We start from the raw sequence: 19,658 nt of genomic DNA, 5'->3' as shown, positions 1-19,658 counted from the left end.
CCTGATATTTGAAGCGTTATTTTAAGTTAAAAGGAAACTACTTGTTGGTCTGCAGCCATTAATTATGCAAGACTAATTAATATCAAGATATAGAAAATAATTGGAGTTAGTTTAGTTAGTTTTTTATTTGGGCGGATTGTACAGGTCCGCCCATTTATTGGAATTTTTAAATAATAACTCAGGTTTTATCTTCGAAACATTGAAATAGGCGAATAAAAATTTGATATTTATCATTGTCAATTATTTAGTACGGCAAGCTTAATTTACAAATTAAAACTACTTAGTACATTACATATGAAAAGAAGGGATTTTGTTAAAAATAGTGTGCTCGCAAGTTCGGGAGTAATTTTCGTTAATTCTGTTATGGGATGTATGGATCCCGTTTCAAATGTTTCGAACATTGATGAAGTATATAAAGGCTTTCAAAACCCACCAAATAATGCCCATCTTTTTGTTCGTTGGTGGTGGAATGGGAACCGCCTTGCTAAAAAGGAAATTTTAAGAGAGCTCGATGTTATGAAAACGGCGGGTATCAGAGGTGTAGAAATTAATCCTATCGCATTTCCCCATGATACTGACCCCGTTGACTATAAACCGCTTACAATTTTTGATGAGGAATGGTTGAACATGTTAAAAATTGCGCTCGAGGCAGCTAAAGAACGCGGTATGGTATGCGATATGATCGTCGGTTCCGGATGGCCATTTGGTGGCGAGTTTTTAAAGAAGGAGGAACAGTCTCAAATGGTCACCATAGAGACAATTGACATGCAAGGTGGAAAAAAATATAAGTTCAAGGTTGATGAATTATTGAAAAAGGTTGATCCCGACCTTCATTCTAAAAATGAGCACGTTTATAGAGACTTTATCATGGTTAGACTCCTTCCCAAGAGTTCGTTAGAGTTTATTGAAGGGGAAGATTTGATGGCCAATATAAAGGATGGGTCCTTGGAAATAGATGTACCTGAGGGTGATTACGTACTATATTATGTAGTTAAACTTTCAGGATATATGGCAGTTATAAATGGGGCTCCGGGAGCTGCAGGTCCAGTACTCAACCATTATAGTAAAGTGGCTACAGAAGCATATTTAAATAGAATCTCTGGTTTTATTACTGGGAAAGTTGGAAACATGGGAGACTATATTCGGGCAATGTTTTGCGACAGTATGGAACTTGAAGGTGCCAACTGGAACGATGATTTACCCGATGAATTTGAAAAAAGAAGGGGATATTCATTAATACCCTATCTACCTTTTATTTTAAAAAAGGTAGGGCATATGGGTAATCCGATAGAGCACGAATATGGCACAAAGTTTCCGGAACACGTTGTAAATGTCCTAAAACGAGTGGAGCTGGACATGTACAAAACAAGAATCGAGCTTTTCAAAGAACGGTTTATCGACACCTTTAACGATTGGTGTCATAGAAATAATGTACAATCCCGAATGCAGGCTTATGGCCGCGGCATGCATCCACTTGAAGCAAGCATGGAAATTGACATCCCCGAATGTGAAACTTGGTTGTTTAAAGATATTGGTAGGGAGTATCCCAATACTGGTCTAAAGGGAAGGGGCCCACGCATGTGTAATAAATATGTGTCGTCCGGAGCGGTACTTGCGGGTAAGAAAATTGTAAGTTGTGAAGAAATAACAAATACGGAAATGGCCTTTATGGCAACTCTTGAAAATATCAAGGTCGCAGGTGACCAAAGTAATATTTCAGGAGTCAATCACTCTATTTTGCATGGATTTAATTATTCCCCACCAGAAGCAGAATTCCCTGGATGGATACGTTATGGAGCTTATTTTAATGAGCGAAACACTTGGTGGCCCTATTTTAATAAGTGGGCAAATTATAAGGCCCGTATTTCCTTTCTTCTTCAAAATGCCAATCCACAAGCAAATATTGCTGTACTTCAACCTCTTATAGATCTTTGGTTAAAAATGGGACCGCAAAGAGACCCCTTTCCTCAGAAATGGTATCCTGAATATCAGAACAATCTTTGGGAAGCAATTCATCAAAATGGAGGAGGATGTGATTATGTAAGTGAAAATATAATTAAAAAATCAACTTTTAAGTTGGGCAAAATGCATTTCGGAGAACGCTCATATTCTACAATTCTACTACCTGAAATTGAAACTATGGACGTGGACGTAGCAGAAGCTTTAGTGGCCTTTGCAAATTCTGGAGGTAAAATTGTTTTTATCGAGAAAGTACCGTTTAAATCAACCGCCTATGATAAAATGGAAGCTGAAGATGCTAAGGTAAAAGAAATTATAAACAACCTATTAAACAATAAAAAAGAGAATGTAGTACGGTATCCAGCTCCAACTGGTGATTTGATTAAATGGTATGGGCAACTTCAAGATGAATTGGCCTTAAAACCATATGTAAAACTTAATAAAGCGCACAAATATTTAAATCAGTCGTCGTATTTGATAAACGAAAACCCCGTCTTCTTCTTGGCAAATACAAGTTTGTCCGAGCACATCTCGGTAAAAGCCGAATTCCAAATTAATGAGGGCCTTTATCCATGGATATGGAATCCAGAAACAGGGGAAAGAAAGCGTTATTCTTACAACGACAATGACAGAAGTTTAGATCTGGAGATTCCTCATGCTAGTTCGATGCTCATAGTATTTGAAAAAAATACTGAGGGGGAACAACTCCACAGGTTCAATTTTAAACAATCCGGAAAAGAAATCACTGGGGAGTGGCAATTACAACTAAACCACATGAATGGGGAGAAGAAAAGAATACAGATAGAAACGTTAAGCGATCTACTCGAAATTGATCAAACCAAAAGTTTTGCGGGGGTAGTTATATATGAAAAAACAATAACACATAATAAAATGGACACCCAGTACCTTGATTTAGGCAATGTTCAGGGAATATCCGAGCTTATCTTAAATAATGAACTTATTGGAACCAGATGGTATGGGGCCCATATTTATGACATAAAGGATAAGCTAAAAGAAGGGCCCAATCACATTTCCATTAAACTTACGACTATCACAGGAAATTATCTTAAAAGTTTGAAGGACAATAAGGTGGCGCAAAATTGGACCAGGCATCAAGATAATTATCCCATGGGGATTATGGGACCTGTTAGACTAGTGTAAATCTTGTTAATAACGGCTAGAACAATCCCCAAATCTTACCCAAAAACTTTGCGCATGGATCCTGATTCGATTTTATCGCGTTCGGGAAGATAAGCGTTAGGTAAAATCGAATTAGGGCGCACTTACTTAGGTAATTTCGTTGTTTTCTCGTTTTATCCAAAGTAAATGACGGTGGGTTGGAAAGATAAAGACATGGGGCGTTTTTTCCCTGCCCCATGTTTTTATCAGCGGTCGTGAGGGGGTTGAAAAATCCTGAGGTTTTTCAACTTCCGCAGGGACTGGATTTGTTTTTCCGAATCATCAATAGTGTCATGTCATAGCAATTCTTTTTCCAACATCATTATAGGCATTTCAAAATCTTCTGGCGCCATGTCCAATGGTAATCTAGGTTTTCGAAAACCATCACTAGGATATTATTTACAGTAAATATTTCAATGATTTTGGACCATTCAATATGATTTACAGTAATATTAGGACATCGTCTTAATATTGATTTATCAATAAGTTCCTAAAAACCAATATTATATCGACCGTAACACCGCCTTGGCGTGTTACCCTCTTGCTATTCCAAACCCTATACGCTATGCTACCGGTTTTCGAATACTCTTCTTTTACTTTAACACAGACCCTCCGATTTTGTTTTTCTTTTCACCAGCTACTTTCTCCGACTGGGGCCGTCCAATTTTAAAAGGTTGAACATCCTTACGAACCTGTCCGATATCTGCCTCCCGTACCGGTCCTCTATTTGGGACGAGTTCAGATTGGTGGTGATGTGCGTTTTTGTCCCAAGGTTTTCAAAATTTCGGTAACGGTTGAGCAGGATCCTAACGAATATATCCTCCTTTCCGTATTGGTATACATTGTTCGCCACCGTTTCAGATCCCAGGTCATCGAACAGGAAGGTTCCCTTGGAATAGTAGTCTATGACATCGTCCTTGTTCTTCTCGGCATTGTACTTGTCCACCACTTCCTGGGCACTGATGTATGGGAACCAAAGCGCCCTGAGACCATATTGTCTCGACATGTTCTGGATGATCTTAAAACTCGATGTCTTTCCGGTGCCATAGGAACCGAAGACCATCAATCCCTTTCTTAGGGAAATATTTTCCAAAAGTTCGAATGCAGGGTCCCGGTTCCAGTACCTGCAGAAATGCCCGAGGAAATTTTTGTTGGTCCCGTCCACTTCAAAGTCGAGATCCATGCGGGCATAAAATTCCTGTGCCGCCCTGAAAAAAACTTTTTTAAAAATTTCCGGGGAGCATAACGGTCTTGGTTGCGTTTCCTTTCTCCGAAATTGTTCCGACCATCCCTTTTCCATAGCGATTATTCCAATATTGGACTTCTATTTTTATTTTCTTCTTTTAAAAAGGTAAATTCTTTTTTTCCTTGTTTTGTTACTTGTTTAGTATACTCGACATTTTTGTCCATGCTGCCTGGACATTTTTGTCTAGGCAGCATGGACACTTTTGTCGGGGCAGGGTCGCCCATTTTAAACCCAAAACGGAGCAGACTTCTCAAGTAGCGCTTCCTTCCGTTGAAGGAGGTCTCCTCAATCCAGCCCAGGGATTTCAGTTCGGAAATGTACCTGCTGACCTGTCGTTCGGAAATATGCAGGAAGGAGGCGATGTACCTGTTGGACATATAGCATTCCCTCCCATTTTCCGTAAAGCTGTGTATCTCCAAGAAAAGGATCTTGGCATACCAGTTCACCTCCTTGTTCAGGTAGATCGTTCTAGGTATCCAGATGCCCTGAAAATTTCTTTCCGTTGGTTCCATGCCAATGGACATCCGGTTACTTCCTGTTCCTCAACAACGACTCGTTGAAACGGTGTTCCAAGGTCTCATCTGAAAGATCGGGCTCCCCCAGGAGCCAGGCGTCAATGGTATCCTTGTCGAAGAATTTCTGGCGTATATGGGGATTGTTCCCCATGGGGATAAGCTTCTGTTGGGTAAGCTTGTAGATCTTGCTCTTGGAAAGGCCCGTGTATTGCGCAAGGTCCTCCACATTGAGCGTTTTTTTGTTGTGGGCCAATAGCCCCTTGATCTCTGTAAGTAGTGTTACCACATCCTGTTGATTTTCCATTATCGTATTTTTAGGATATTGAAGAATGTGCAACCGGCCGATCGCTCTTTTGTACGGGACAAACATATGGCAACAGATATGCACATGTCAATACGATAATCGGGGTTTGGGAAGGATTATGCTATAATTATGCTTTGCCCAGCATCTGTTTTACCAATTTCCGTTGGTTCTTGGAGTTTGTCTTTTCCTGATCGGCCTTCCAAGAGGAGAAACTGGACTTTAGGGTATTGGGGTTGATCGGTTCACCGTTCATAAGAAATGAGTTTTGTAAAAATTGGAAGAATTCCTGTTTCCGTTCTCCGGTAATCTCGGTAATTCCCCCGACAATGATCTCATCGAACAGGACAAAAAGTAAACGGTGGTTTGCAGATTCCCCACTTTTGTTGCCCATGGTAAAATTGATCTTGGTAAGGACATTCCTGCCCAAGAGTATGCGTTCGAGTTCCTTCCGCCCATCGGGGTCCAGATCCAAAAGATGGAACTTCATCCTTGACCTTTTCAACCGCTCCATTGTAAAACCATGTCCGTCCTTGGCCATATGCGATTCGGACTCATAAAAAACGGCCACCCAAAGTATGGCCAGAACCAAGGCCAATAACAACCCAAGATATATCGCATAATGGTCGATAAGCAACCTAAAATTGATAAGGGCCGAAACAAGAAGTATGAACAGGATATATACGCAAACAAGGAAAAAAATAAGGTTTCCCCTATTGCCACCGACCCGTTCGTTCAGAAAATCATTGGTGGCGGTCCGTACCCTGGCAAGTGCCCTACCGGCATTTTGGATGAATTTTTCCATTGAGATCCAGTCTTCCTACCAATAAATATAAGTAAAAACTGTAATCAAAACGATGAAAATATTATCAGTAATTAGATTTAACCTAGCAAATATGTCTAATTAACCCACCACAATAATTCTCTGTATTAAGAATCCTAGAATAATCTTCAACCTATCATAATTTTTGGCAATCCTATTAAATCTAGAATCAATATAAAGGTCAAAAAACTGCATATTTTATATCAAAGCTTTACTTGAATAAAGGAAAATGATGATTTATAAGGGAATTGTCCGCAATCCAAAAAATGTTAACTTTAACGTTTAATTTATAAAAATTCATACCTCTGCTTAGGGTTCCAATATTATTACTTTTTATTGCATGCTCTCCCCTAAAAGGGATTTGCCAGGGTCTATTATTTAATTCAAATGACAGTTTAATAGCCCAACGAACGGAATACAATGTATTCTCCCATATCCAACCAAATTTTAACAAATCCTTTGAGATTAACTTTGATCTTTCCATATTGGACAGTGACAGTTTTGGATATATACTTGTGATAAGTGACAAAAATCATTCAACCTCTTATTCACTTACCTACCTAAACAGTTCAGATGAATCATTTCAACTGAGTTTCAATTTAGATGGGGTAAAAAACCTTTTAAAAATACCATTGGCTGAGAGTTCCCTTGGAAATAAAAAATGGATACACATATCCCTGAAGTTTGATCCATTTACAAAAAAAATATCCTTAACTACAGACCAAAAAACCTTTGATACTTCTAGATATGAATTTAAAACTAATCTTACCCCGGAGTTGTTTTTTGGAAAACACGGTAGTATAATAGATGTACCTTCGATGGCCATTAAAAACCTTATCATTAAGGAAGGCTCAAATAAATTTCAGTTTAACTTTCATGAGAGTGAAGGGAATACCGTTTATGATGCCAATGGGAAAGGATATGGCACCGTACAACACCCTAATTGGCTCATAAATGATTCCTATCATTGGAAACATAGATTCAAGACAAGTTCCAAATTAATTACCTCCTTGGCCTTTGATGAAGTCAATCAAAGATTTATCTATATTAATTCTGACACTATTGGATATTATGAATTCGGAAAGGATCTAACCAAAAAACACCCATTAAAAAATAGATTTCCTGTTCCTATGAATCTAGGCACAAGCTTTTTGAATTCGGTAACAAACGAATTGATTGTCTACGAAGTAAACGACCTTCCCAATGATAGTCCTACAATTGCCAGTGTTAGTTTGGAAAATCTCAAAACTGAAATACTAAGCCAGGACCAACTGGCACAACAGAGGCACCACCATAATTTAATTTGGGATAATAAAAACAACCGATTTATTATATTCGGCGGTTTCGGAAACCAAAGACTAAACAATACTTTTAATGCATTCGACCTATCTTCTAAAACATGGGATACGTTAACTCTAACAGGCGATACAATTTCTCCTCGATTTTTCTCTGGAATGGTTCAGACCAGTCCTGAGGAAGTTCTATTATTTGGTGGTGTAGGCAATGACTCTGGAGACCAAAGTATAGGGAAAAAATATTATTATGATTGTTACCGTATAAATTTTGAGAAAGGAAACATCAAAAAATTATGGGAAATAAATAGAAACCAGAACTTGGCATCAGTGAGAAATATGGTGCTATCAGCCGACTCTACATCTTTCTACACTTTAAATTATTCCGAATACATACCGGACACCTATCTACAAATGGCTAGTTATGACATTAAACATGGCAAGTTCGAAATTCTTGGAGACTCCGTGCCCATTCTTTCCGAGAGGATAAAGACCAATGCCAATCTCTATTTTAATCATTCGACCAACGAGTTTTTTTGTACTGTTCAAGAATTTGATATTGACGGTTCAAATACCATCAATATATTCTCATTAAACAATCCCCCAGTTTCCAAAAAAATGATTGCCAAATACACCTCAGAAAAGACCACTGCTTCAAATGCATGGGCTTACATCTTGTCGGGTATTTTCCTTATGCTACTTATCTCTTGGTATCTAATAAAAAAATGGAACATCAATAAAAAGGAAAAAGAAAAACAAATTAAGTCAATCATTGCTGTAGATCAATCCTCCCATTATACCGGCATTGACAAAAATTCCATTTCAGTATTTGGTCCATTTACAGTATTTGATCCTAAAGGAAAAAACATTACTTATTTGTTTAGTAATAAAATACGTCAGCTGTTTATGCTGATCCTATTACACAGTTGGAAAAAAGTTCCGTTGGGAATAGTTTCTGAAGAAATCAACAACATTTTATGGCCAGAAAAGGAGCCTAAGAAAGTTAAAAATACTAAAAATGTAGCCATAAACCAGTTGAGAAAGACACTTCTGGACATGAAAGATTTGGAGGTGGTTTACAATCAAGGATTGTTTTCTATATCATACGGCAAGGAGTTTCAGTGCGACTATTTTGATTTTATTATAAACTTAAATTCCTTGAATCAAAATTTAGGTAATAGTGCAGCCATAGAAAGACTTATTTACATATCCAAAAAGGGAACTTTTCTAAAGTCCTTTAACCATCCTTACTTTGACCAAATAAAAACCGACTTTGAACACGAGGTCCTAAAGGTTATCCCTGATCAAATAAATCATTTCTATAGAGAGAATGAATATGCCAAAGTGGTTCAATTAACAGATATACTTAGTAATATAGAGCAATTGAATGAATTCTCGTTTTATTATAAAATTCATTCTTACATTAAATTGGGGCTCACCGATAGGGCAAAAAAATACTACAATAATTTTGTCATCGAGTACAAAAAAGTACTCGATGACGATTTCCCCTATACCTTTAACGAAGTTTCCGAGAACATACCTAGTGATTTAAAATAAAGACATATACATTCAGCATTCCCAATGGAATACTTAGCCAAAATTCCTATTTTCCATTTAAGTTGTCTTTGGATAGGGAATAGGGTTTTGAACTCTCTTCCGTTCCCCTTTTTAGATTAGGTTCCGATTTCATAATTAGATCAAATTTACTGCCATTCATAATATCTTCATAGGTGATATAAGTTTTGTTGTACATTTTTTTATTCCTCTGAACAGCATCAATATATATGTTTTCCTTCGAGTTCTCCTGGGCATTTATTTCAAATGTTTCCCCATTTCTCAAATGCATTTTCACATTTTTAAACAATGGACTTCCCAAGGCGTATTGCCCAGTACCCGGAGTTACGGGATAAAACCCTGTTGCTGAGAACACATACCAGGCAGAAGTTTGCCCGTTATCCTCATCCCCACAAAGGCCATCAGGTGCCGAAGAATACAATTTATCCATAACATTGCGCACATGCTTTTGTGTTTTCCATGGTTGTCCTAACCAATTATACAAATAAATTGCATGTTGTATAGGCTGATTTCCATGTGCGTATTGTCCCATATCTGCCACCAACATTTCTGTTATTTCGTGGATTTGTTGACCGTAATACGTCTCGTTAAATGTTGGGGGAGCAGTAAAAACGCTATCCAAGCGCGAACGCATTTTCTCTTCCCCTCCAAATTCTTGGGCTAGGCCTAAAGGATCGTGAAACACACACCATGTCCAATGCCAGGCAGCACCTTCAGTAAAGGCATCCCCCCATTTATCCGGCGTATAGCTAGTAGCCCATGATCCATCTTTATTTTTACCCCTCATAAACCCAATTTCCGAATCGAATACATTTTTATAATTTAAAGAACGTTTCCTAAACAACTCTATCTCCCTCTTCGGTTTTTTTAAAGCTACTCCCAATTTTGCAATACTCCAATCGGCAAAGGCATACTCCAATGTTCTAGCTGCATTTTCATTAACACCCACATCATAAGGTACGTAGCCCAACTGATTATAAAATTCCGCTCCAAACCTACCTACCGAACTTAATGGACCTTTACTATTGGAATTCTTGACAACCGCCTCATACAACGTCTCTATATCATAACCCCTAATCCCTCTTAGATAGGCATCAGCTATATTTATGGCCGAATTAGACCCTATCATGCAATCCCTATGTCCCGGACTGGCCCATTCTGGTAACCATCCGCTTTCATTGTAGGCATTTACCAAACCATTCATAACATTACTCAAATAATCTGGGTACATTATGGTAAAGAACGGGAATACTGCCCTAAACGTGTCCCAAAAACCATTATCGGTAAACATATAACCGGGCAATACCTTTCCATTATACGGGCTATAATGCACTATTTCATTATCGGCATTATATTCATAAAATTTTCTTGGAAACAATAGCACTCGATATAGTGCCGTATAAAAAGTCCTATACTGCTCCAAGGTGCCCCCGGAGACCTCCATTCTACCAAGCTCCTTGTTCCAGGCAGCTGCGGCCTTAGCCTTTGTTTGGTCAAAAGAATCTTGCCCTATTTCACGATCTAAATTTATTTTGGCCTGTTCAGGACTAATAAATGATGAGGCCACCTTGGCGGTTACCGTCTCCCCGTCCGTGGTCTTAAACGTAATGGCAGCACCCACATGGTAACCCTCCGCTTTTCGGTCTTCGGAGATTCTTGGTGAACTATCCTTTCCTTCTTCTTTTTCCCATGTAATCAACTCTTCGAAATCCTTATCAAAAACAATAACAAAATAATTATGGAAATTCTCTGGGACTCCTCCACTATTGTTTCTGCAGTAACCAATTATTTTACGTTCACTTGGAATGACCTTTACCATAGACCCTTTAAAAAATCCATCGACCAAAATGTGGGACTTTTCGGATTCTGGGAAAGTAAACCTGAATTGTGCTCCCCGGGTGGTTGGCGTAATTTCAGTAGTAACGTCATAATCGGCTAAATAAGCTCGATAATAATGCGGTTGGCTAATTTCCGCCTTATGTGAATACCATGATGCCCTATCGTCCTCATTAATCTTCAAATCCCCAGTCTCTGGGAAAAGTGAAAATGCCGCATAATCATTGATCCAAGGACTAGGCTGATGGGTCTGTTTAAAGCCTCTTATTTTAACTGCATCATAGGTATACCCCCAACCGTCGCCCATTTTTCCGGTCTGAGGAGTCCAAAAATTCATTCCCCATGGGGTAGCGATTGCAGGATAGGTATTACCATTGGATAGGGCGAACTCGGAATCCGAACCTACTAGAGGATTTACATACTCGACATAAGATATTGGGGTATCTTTTATTTTGGGTTGGGCTATTGCGGTAAATGAACTTATTATCACTAACGATATAATCAATTTTCTTAACTTCATAATTTTCTGTTTTTGTTGTCCTTTGTTGATAGGTTCGAGTCAAAATATATTCTACTGTGATACTTAAAAAAGGGCAAAGAATAGACTATTCTTTGCCCCTCAACTTAACCAACTATTAACTCAACTCTATTACTTTATTGCTTCTCACATACTAAGGGATTCTACCCCATTAAAGAATGGCATAATGAGAAATATGGAATCCTTCTTGCATATCAGATAACAGTTTTAAAATACTTCTTTTAACCATTTAGTGGTTTGTTCAGGCCTGTAATGCATTCTTATACGCCAAATTAATTCCTCCACATTAACGACCTTAAAGTTTTCATCTAGCTTATCCGCATTGAGTTTTGCAGCTCCTGGTCCTACTACATTGCTCCCGGAATTCTCGCTTAATTCGTCACTGGAGTCCCCAATGTCCGTAAACCTACTCCACGCATGGACAGACACGAGGCTAAAAGGGTTCTCAGAGGTTTCTGAGTTTAATTTATTGGCGATATAGGTAGGAGTCCCTTCTCTCTCATTGTTGTGGTCTCCAAAATTCCATAAGGAATATTTAACGGTAACTACGGGAATGTCATACCCTTTGCTATTGGTCACCCAAATAATATCACCCTCTCCCCCGGCATATGGGGAATATTGTACGGCTATAATACCTTCCAATTGGTCATTGGCGTCCACATAGGCCTGATAGGCCTCTTTCGACTGTGCAGACCGAGCATCTTTTGCAATCAAGGCCAGTACTTTAACCCGATGTTGGCGCATATGGGAAGCCGTTGCTTCCGATATATATTTAAGGTTCTGGACCCTATTTGCCGTTTCACCAAGGTTATCAGCATAGGTATACCCGCCCCCAAAGGTTTGCACCACAGATGTTTTTGATGCTTGTCCTTCAAAAAGCGACTGCATCATGGAAGGTGCCATCATGGAAAGATTATCTACTGGCAGGCCAAACGCCATTTTCATTTCATTTGCCTCAGGGTGGGTGTAATAATCGGACCCGTCAAATCCATTCATCATCCATTGAATGTTGTCGCCATCAGACAGATAATAGGAAATGTATTTCTTTCCTTCCTCCTCAAAATCTATGAACTGTGGATTCAACACCTTTGCCAATCCAGTTTGACGTTCTTTATAAAGAATAGAAGTTAAACTCGTATTGTACGACCAGTCTGCGGGGACCATGATATTGCCGCTTTGGGATACCTTGTCTACAAACTGATCCTCTCCCACACCTTGTTCCCAACCGTATACGGGTGAATTGGGCTCTAGCCAGTTCAACACTTCCTCGAACAGTGCCACATTTTGGCCCGCCGACGGGTTGTTGAATTCTTTATTTAGGTTGATTACGAACAGATTGTTCTTTATGGCAAATTCTCGCAACTCCCCCGTTTGAACAGGCATAACGACCAAGGCCTTATTATTGCATTTGTCCTTAAATTCATTCCATGCATCTTGGGTAGTTTTAGTGGTGGCGTCATAAGTCATTTCATATCCTACTTCTTCATAATACTCCTTGTCCCTTACGTCCACTATAATGGAATTATGGACATGGGACGCTATGGAGGCTACAATATTGCTTTCGGGATTGTTTTCTACATCGGTCAGAACGTAGCCGTCAAACAAATCTTTTAGCTGCAGTGCTACTCCATTATCTGGACCATAATTGTTACGGGCCAATTCAAGACCGCTTTGCATCCCTTGCTCTTTAATTCCCATATTTTCCAAGGCTTGTTTGGAAACCTTATAGGATTCCTTTCCGCTATGGTCATGTAACCATACTCCCACTTCACTTTTACCTTGCTCTACGGCCCTATTGGCCAAGCCTGCCAAGGATTGACATAATAAATGGTATTGCAAGCCCCTTATTTTTTCTGTCTGCCCCAATTCATTTCTACTTCCTACCGGGATTACTTCTACGCAATTCCAGTATTTTTTGGGTTTAACGCGCATTTCTGGGTGCCAGTATTGGCCTTCATCTTTAAAGGGGTCATATTGCTCCAGATAAAGGCTAGCCTCCTCCTCTTCATTCTGAAAGTCCAAGGGGTTTGGTGATTCATAATTATCGCAACCCGTAAAGGACAAGGTTGACATGAATAAAAATATCAATATATTGTTCATGGTATTTTTCATTTTTTATGTCTTATATCAATTAGTATCCTGTATTTTGAGTAAGTCCATCTACTTTGTTTATCTCATCCTGTGGAATAGGACGAACAAGGTGAATATTACCTATATTGTTATATTTTTCTATAAAAATATTGTACTCTTTGGCCCTATCGATCAATTTTCCGGTACGCTTTAAATCGAACCAACGATCGTGTTCTCCCAACAATTCCCTAGCCCGTTCGTCCAAAATAAAATCTAGATCTACGGATGATACTTCCATATTATCTCTTTCCGAGGGTGTTACCGCAGCACGTCTTCTCAAGGTGTTGATTCTGTTTAAAGTCTTATCAAGATTCCCTGCCCCCAAATTTGCTTCGGAGCTTAACAAATAAGTATCGGATAATCTAAAGATTACATCTTCCCTGGAACCAGGACCACCCCAATCAATTTGGGTATCCTTAAACTTTTTTATGATCGGCATCCTATCTAAAGCGGTAGTTAAAATCGGTAGAGCAGTAGACTGTGGATACCATTTGTAATCCCCATCTTCTTTGAAGGCGTAATAGTTTATAGCCTCATTGGTGTTTCCGGAATCATCATTCCACCGAGGAAAATAAATCCCTAGTTTGCCGAAATCCCCACTATTTGGATTATTCACGTGAAACTCTCTTTGAAATGTGGCATCATAACGGGAATCAACATAAGGGTTCTCAAATAATTCATGTACCCTAGGATTAATCCAATAGCCACGACTCATGGAGCTATAATCGGACTGTACCCTATCAAATAAATCTGGCTCAAGTGCTACAATATTAAACCCAAACAGCGACTGTTGTGGATTGCCCCCACCTATATAATTTCTATCCTTTCCATATTGTATGGCCCAGATCACCTCAGCATTGTTCTGATTGTTTTCGTTATAGACACTTGCATAGGAATCCAACAACTCATATGGGGATTCCGAATCTTCAATAATTCGATCCAAATGCTCGGCAGCCAGTTCAAAGTCCAAGGGATTGGCAAAAGACTTATAGGCGCGGGTCAAATATACCTTCCCCAATAACTGTAAGGCCGCGGCCTTACCAAGCCTTCCAGGTTCCTTTACCTCCCAAGAGAGCAGATCTACCACCTCGGAAAGCTCCTTCACCATAAAACTATATATTTCGGCTTCGGAAGTCCTTTCCACCTCCGTAATTACAGTGTTCTGCTCAGTGGTATAGAGGGGCACCGGCCCAAAGGTCTCTACCAAATAATAATAGGCCAAGGCTCTTAAAATCCTGCCTTGTCCCGTTATTTCATTAAATTCTTCCAAGGTCATCCCCTCCGTATCCAAACTGGCTCGGGAGAGTAAAATGTTACCTTCCTGAACAATCTTATATAAATTGTTCCAATAGGGCCCCACAACTCCTGCAGTGGAGTTAAAGGAAGGATCGTATCCATTGAACATTCTTTCATTGGGACTTTCTGTAATGGCCATGTAAAGATCAGTGCCATAGTATTGAAGTTCACCTGTATTGAATACTGAACGATACTTGGAATACATATCTACCAAAAGCTTTTCTTGGCCCGATTTGGTGTTGTAGAAATCATCTGTTATGGCCGAAGGATTGTCAATATCCAAATTATCGGAACAATTGACCAAGAAAAAAACCGATACTGTAAGAAAAACGAGTTGACTTATATTTTTTATCATATCTGAATTCGATTAAAAGTTGAGGTTAACACCAAGGGTAAAAGTCATTGGGAACAATGAAAGCTGGGTATTTAAATCTTCCCCTATAATTTCTGGGTCAGAACCGATGTAGTCCGAAAAGGTAAAAGGGTTTTGTACAGATCCGTAAATCCTTGCATTATTAAGCCCTAAAAAATTATTCATTTTATCTTTTAAGGAATATCCCAAGGTGATGTTCTGAATCTTTACAAATGTTCCTGAAACTTGACCCAGAACTTGTGTATTATAAGATTGGGCTCCCACCTCTTGATAATCGTTGCTTTGATTAACAGGGGTCCAATAATTTACATCGGCCTTGTTCCAATGCTCGTTATCCCAGGCCGTGAAGGTATAGGCAAAACTATCATTATACAGCCCCCCGATCCTAGCGTACATATCAAAAGAAAGATCAATATTTTTATAGGAAAACGTATTTACCATCCCGGCCATCCAATCTGGGTTGGGTGATCCCACGATTTGATAATCCTGTTGGTCCAAGTTGTAATCCCCATTAACGTCTTCAACTTTTATATGCCCAACGCTCTGACCATATAAAGCGGCTTCATCGGACTCCGATTCCTGCCATATCCCAATCTGCTTTAAATCGTAGATTACGTTTATAGGCTGGCCTATAAACCAACGGTTGCCCAAATCATCCATTTTGTCCCCGTACAGATCCTTTATTTTATTCCGGTTCAAGGAAAATGAAAATTTGCTTTTCCAGTAAAAATCCTGACTAGAGATATTAACGGTACTTAGTCCTATTTCGAGTCCTTTATTAGTAGTGGTCCCAATATTTTCATAAATAGAATTAAACCCGTTTACGGAACCTACGGCCTTATTAAAAATTAGGTCATTGGTAGTGCGGCTATAGGCATCGATACTCCCGGAAATACGATTATTAAAAAATCCAAAATCCAAGCCTACATTATGTTCGGACGTCATTTCCCACTTCAGATCGTCATTGCCTTTGGCCCCTCCAAGTCCAAATCCGTTAATGCCGCTGTCTCCGAAGGTATATCGGGAGAGGTCCAATTTGGTCCATGTTATATCATGCCCAATGTTATTGTTCCCGGTCCTTCCATAACTGACACGTAGTTTTAAGGAATTAATAGCGTCAACATCCTTTAAAAAATTCTCATTTTTCATTTGCCAACCAAATGCCAAGGAAGGCATAAAACCCCACTGATTTCCCTTTTTAAGTCTCGAGGTTCCATCATAACGGCCCGTAAAGGTCAATATATACTTATCCCACATGGAGTAATTGGCTCGAAGCATATATGAATTAAGTGCCGATTCCCAATAATAACTACTCACATCACGGATCTCGTCAGCAGTTTGGATGGCGTGCCAATCAGAAGCATAGGGCAGCCCATCGCCTCTCATTGCGGATCCCTGATGCGTATCCTTTTGAATACTGAACAATCCAATAACATCTAACCTATGGTCGTTGAAAAATTCCTTTTTGTAGGTAAGGATATTATCCCATACCAAATTTCTATTTCTGGCTTCCCTACGATATGCCTCGCTTTCATTTACACCACTTTTTTGCTGGGTGAAGGTCCCTATCCATTCTCCATAAAGATCCGTATCAAACTGGTAAGCCAACTGGGATTTTAGGGAAAGCCCTTTCATAGGTTTAATTTCCAGAAATCCGGAAAAATTCGCAAAAAATGCTTCCGTTACCCGGATGTTATTTTCATTCTGAATAAATGGATTTATTTTGCTCGATGTGGGCTGAACAATAAAGGCATATTCGCCATTTTCATCGTACGGACTAACAATGGGTGGAATAAAGTAAGCATTTATTAAGGTCTCCGCTGCCCCATGGTTGGTATTGTTGTTGGAAATATAAGCGGTTAATCCTGTCGTAATCTTATCCGAAAACCGGTGTTCCAATCCAATATTTGCTGTAATACGTTCAAAGCCTTCTTTTCCTACCATTCCTTCATCCTTCAAATATCCAAGACCAAAGGAATACGAAGTTTTTTCGTTGCCACCACTAGAATATATACTATGGTTGGTAACCATACTATTATCAGAAACCTCGCGCAACCAATCATAATATTCGCCATTGCGTATACGCCGTTTTTCGTCTTCGGTTAAAAAGTCGGACCTCGAAAGAGAGGCATCCCCATATTTCTTTTTCCACAAAGCGATCCTATAATCCACGTATTCCAGTCCGTTACCTTTGTTCCCCAACATATCCGGGATACGCGTTGGGGTTTTCACCCCCACCGAACCACTGTACTCTAATGAGAAGCCCTTCTTTTTATTAGCCCCTTTGGTAGTCACTATAACAACCCCATTGGCCCCTCTAGAACCATAAATCGCCGTTGAGGAGGCATCCTTCAATACATCAATGGATTGGATATCGTTGGGGCTTATGTATTTAAGACCGGAATAGGAAGGAATCCCATCCACTACATATAAGGGTTCGTTTGAGGAGTTGATAGAGTTCATCCCCCTTATTTGCATGCTCATATTGGAACCGGGCCTATTCGAGGATTTGGTAACCAAGACACCACTTACTTTACCATTCAAGGTCTCCGTAACATTGGCATTGTTTACTCTTACCAGATCACTGGAAGATATGGTTTCAATAGAACCCGTCAGATCCTTTTTTTCTACAGAGCCATATCCTATAACCACTACATTCTCCAATACCTCCTCATCATTTTGCATCACAATGGACAAGAAAGTCTCTTCTGTAATGACCTTCTTTTGGGGTACCATCCCAATAAACGTAATAGCCAGTTCACTTCCCTTTGGAACACTAATACTAAATTTTCCATCAAAATCCGTAACCACCCCTTTTTGAATGTTCTCTATAACAACATTTGCCCCTGGAATAGGAAAGCCCTCTTGGTCCTTCACCAGACCAGTAACTTGGACCTCGGTATTCTGATCTTGTGACCTAAGTTGCCCTGTGGACAGCAATAAAAAAGTTAGGGTCACCACCAACATCAAGTGTGTGGTATAGTTCTTATTTTTTTTCATAATTAAATTCACGTTTAATATTCGTAAGGGTTAGTCATTTAGTGGCATCCATTTATAGCTACCTACAATCTTTGCGGTGTGATTCCCAGTTTTATCCACTATATTTTGATCGTCTTCCGGCACTTGAGTAAAATCCCAAGCACATTCCAAGTCGGTTTCAGCACCTGATACATCCGAATTCATAAGTACTTGTATATCTTCCATGGATTTGGCCGTGTTCCAAAAGCGGAATTTTTTAATATAACCGGTCATGGTCCTACCCCGGTCGGTAGGTTCTTGAAAGGCCCACATATTAAAGTTCTTGGTATTGGGTTGATAGGATTGCAATTCTCCGGCACCATTAAAAATGTCGTTTGTTTTGCTAAAGAAAAGCTCCCCATTTATATACATCTTGAGTTGGCCTTCCGCCAGACTGGCATCGTAAACCATCACAAGATGATTCCATTCCCCATAATTTTGTGGGAACTTGCTTCCAAATTCCAATACCCGTGACTCTTGGGGGCCCATTCCTATGGTAGCACGTAAGTTATCGCCCAAAAAATTAATCATCCAGCCTTCTATCGGCTGAGTACTCCCATCAAACGTTGCAATAAAATCTCCTATACCACTTTCAAAAAATCCTTTATCATATTTCAGCCAAGCCTCTACCGAAAAAGCATCGTCCCCTCCAAATGCAGGGTCAGCACCAAACTCAACACGTCCTTTACCATCTATACCAAAGACTATCAATTCGGCAGGTTCGCCAGGAGGCAACGTAAATTGAAGTGAATTTTTAAACTCCGCAATTGCCTTCTCTGCCTGTATACAATAATTGTCGGCTTCAAATTGTAAGGTAAATTGTCCAGCCAGTCCTTTTGAATATCCAAATTGAAGCTTTTCAATTTCCTGTTGAAGCGAATAGGCATTTTCTTCCGGGTAGCTTCCGTCCTCATCACCTATAGTTGCGTTTTCTAAAAGGGACTCCATTGTTTCCAAATTGGTGTCAAGACAATTCATACTTATTTCCCTTGGAGCTGTATTAACCTCATCCTCGCAGGAATGAAAAACAACCGAGCAACAATACAAGGCAAATAATAAATTCAATTTTCTTTTCATATTTTTCATTTAAACTTTAGGGTTAGGCAATCGTTGTAATTTTTGTAAAACAACATAGTATTATCAAAAATTTAATTTTCCGTAAATATATCCAGGCAAGGTTAGTTTGAGGATTAGTTTTGGATTAGGATAGGATTAGTTGTGGATTAATTTTGTTAATCCAATGATTTTTTAATTAAAAAATAAGAATCTATTATTTTTGCAGGAGCAAATTTGCCATTATAAATTTCAAGTCAAGAACCATTTTAAGCCGATAATATCAGTGCAATTTCAGGTTTCAACTGAATTCGACCTTATTCCTGAAATCAGCGTAATTGTAAAGTTAATCTCCTTGGATCTCCCAACTTCACTGCGCCAATAGCAATAATCTGTTTTAATAGAATTGAGGTATGGCCCTTATGAAAACACATATTGTTACTATCTATAGTTCACTATCTATAGCCTTTACACATAGAACTGAACCCCATTATAAATTTTTAAGGATCAATCTCAAAACTTGG

11 protein-coding genes are annotated in these 19,658 nt (G+C 39.2%); 2 read left to right on the top strand and 9 right to left on the bottom strand.

The genetic code is table 11. The features are described 5' to 3' along the window. The first annotated feature begins 294 nt into the window (after window positions 1–294). Window positions 295–3,120 (top strand): glycosyl hydrolase, encoded by a 2,826-nt coding sequence (locus KO529_RS17990; protein WP_215949256.1) that lies wholly within the window; start codon window positions 295–297, stop codon window positions 3,118–3,120. Between the two features lie 655 nt (window positions 3,121–3,775). Here KO529_RS17990 and KO529_RS17985 read toward each other — a convergent pair. The 4 genes from KO529_RS17985 to KO529_RS17970 all read right to left on the bottom strand — a co-directional run bounded on the left by KO529_RS17985 (window position 3,776) and on the right by KO529_RS17970 (window position 6,005). Continuing rightward, window positions 3,776–4,438: a hypothetical protein gene (locus KO529_RS17985; protein WP_215949255.1), complete on the bottom strand. Its 663-nt coding sequence runs from the start codon at window positions 4,436–4,438 to the stop codon at window positions 3,776–3,778. A 5-nt stretch (window positions 4,439–4,443) separates the two neighbouring features. After that, the gene (locus tag KO529_RS17980) at window positions 4,444–4,908 is read right to left on the bottom strand and encodes a helix-turn-helix domain-containing protein (RefSeq protein ID WP_215949254.1); all 465 of its coding nucleotides are present in this window, start codon (window positions 4,906–4,908) and stop codon (window positions 4,444–4,446) included. Between the two features lie 4 nt (window positions 4,909–4,912). Beyond that, on the bottom strand, window positions 4,913–5,203 hold the full coding sequence (locus tag KO529_RS17975) for a helix-turn-helix transcriptional regulator (RefSeq protein WP_215949253.1): 291 nt from the start codon (window positions 5,201–5,203) through the stop codon (window positions 4,913–4,915). Between the two features lie 127 nt (window positions 5,204–5,330). After that, window positions 5,331–6,005 carry a hypothetical protein gene (locus tag KO529_RS17970; protein ID WP_215949252.1) on the bottom strand — a complete coding sequence of 225 codons (675 nt, stop codon included), beginning with the start codon at window positions 6,003–6,005 and terminating at the stop codon, window positions 5,331–5,333. Window positions 6,006–6,655: 650 nt separating this feature from the next. On the opposite strand from KO529_RS17970, the gene KO529_RS17965 reads away from it, so the two are divergent. Further along, window positions 6,656–8,872 (top strand): kelch repeat-containing protein, encoded by a 2,217-nt coding sequence (locus KO529_RS17965; RefSeq protein WP_215949251.1) that lies wholly within the window; start codon window positions 6,656–6,658, stop codon window positions 8,870–8,872. Between the two features lie 46 nt (window positions 8,873–8,918). Here the strand turns inward: KO529_RS17965 and KO529_RS17960 are convergent, their stop codons facing one another. From KO529_RS17960 to KO529_RS17940, 5 genes are all read right to left on the bottom strand, one after another. Next, window positions 8,919–11,246, bottom strand: coding sequence for a GH92 family glycosyl hydrolase (locus KO529_RS17960; RefSeq protein WP_215949250.1), 2,328 nt, complete (start codon window positions 11,244–11,246; stop codon window positions 8,919–8,921). 225 nt (window positions 11,247–11,471) lie between these two features. Beyond that, window positions 11,472–13,376 (bottom strand): GxGYxYP domain-containing protein, encoded by a 1,905-nt coding sequence (locus KO529_RS17955; protein ID WP_215949249.1) that lies wholly within the window; start codon window positions 13,374–13,376, stop codon window positions 11,472–11,474. A gap of 19 nt (window positions 13,377–13,395) precedes the next feature. Continuing rightward, a complete protein-coding gene (locus KO529_RS17950; RefSeq protein WP_215949248.1) occupies window positions 13,396–15,045 on the bottom strand; it encodes a RagB/SusD family nutrient uptake outer membrane protein in 1,650 nt (549 codons plus the stop codon). Window positions 15,046–15,057: 12 nt separating this feature from the next. After that, window positions 15,058–18,063, bottom strand: coding sequence for a SusC/RagA family TonB-linked outer membrane protein (locus KO529_RS17945; RefSeq protein ID WP_215949247.1), 3,006 nt, complete (start codon window positions 18,061–18,063; stop codon window positions 15,058–15,060). A gap of 30 nt (window positions 18,064–18,093) precedes the next feature. Further along, the gene (locus tag KO529_RS17940) at window positions 18,094–19,158 is read right to left on the bottom strand and encodes a LamG domain-containing protein (RefSeq protein ID WP_215949246.1); all 1,065 of its coding nucleotides are present in this window, start codon (window positions 19,156–19,158) and stop codon (window positions 18,094–18,096) included. Window positions 19,159–19,658: the final 500 nt, after the last annotated feature.

The sequence above is a fragment of the Arenibacter algicola genome, assembly GCF_018860365.1.
GTDB classification, from domain to species: Bacteria; Bacteroidota; Bacteroidia; order Flavobacteriales; family Flavobacteriaceae; genus Arenibacter; species Arenibacter algicola_B.
This window is presented reverse-complemented; position numbering and strand designations above follow the sequence as displayed.

Bases quoted from the DNA above. Each gene is read 5' to 3' on its own strand.
- KO529_RS17945 (WP_215949247.1), bottom strand. From the start codon at position 18,063: ATGAAAAAAAATAAGAACTATACCACACACTTGATGTTGGTGGTGACC.
- KO529_RS17960 (WP_215949250.1), bottom strand. From the start codon at position 11,246: ATGAAGTTAAGAAAATTGATTATATCGTTAGTGATAATAAGTTCATTT.
- KO529_RS17990 (WP_215949256.1), top strand. From the start codon at position 295: ATGAAAAGAAGGGATTTTGTTAAAAATAGTGTGCTCGCAAGTTCGGGA.
- KO529_RS17950 (WP_215949248.1), bottom strand. From the start codon at position 15,045: ATGATAAAAAATATAAGTCAACTCGTTTTTCTTACAGTATCGGTTTTT.
- KO529_RS17940 (WP_215949246.1), bottom strand. From the start codon at position 19,158: ATGAAAAGAAAATTGAATTTATTATTTGCCTTGTATTGTTGCTCGGTT.
- KO529_RS17985 (WP_215949255.1), bottom strand. From the start codon at position 4,438: ATGGAAAAGGGATGGTCGGAACAATTTCGGAGAAAGGAAACGCAACCA.
- KO529_RS17980 (WP_215949254.1), bottom strand. From the start codon at position 4,908: ATGTCCATTGGCATGGAACCAACGGAAAGAAATTTTCAGGGCATCTGG.
- KO529_RS17970 (WP_215949252.1), bottom strand. From the start codon at position 6,005: ATGGAAAAATTCATCCAAAATGCCGGTAGGGCACTTGCCAGGGTACGG.
- KO529_RS17955 (WP_215949249.1), bottom strand. From the start codon at position 13,376: ATGAAAAATACCATGAACAATATATTGATATTTTTATTCATGTCAACC.
- KO529_RS17975 (WP_215949253.1), bottom strand. From the start codon at position 5,203: ATGGAAAATCAACAGGATGTGGTAACACTACTTACAGAGATCAAGGGG.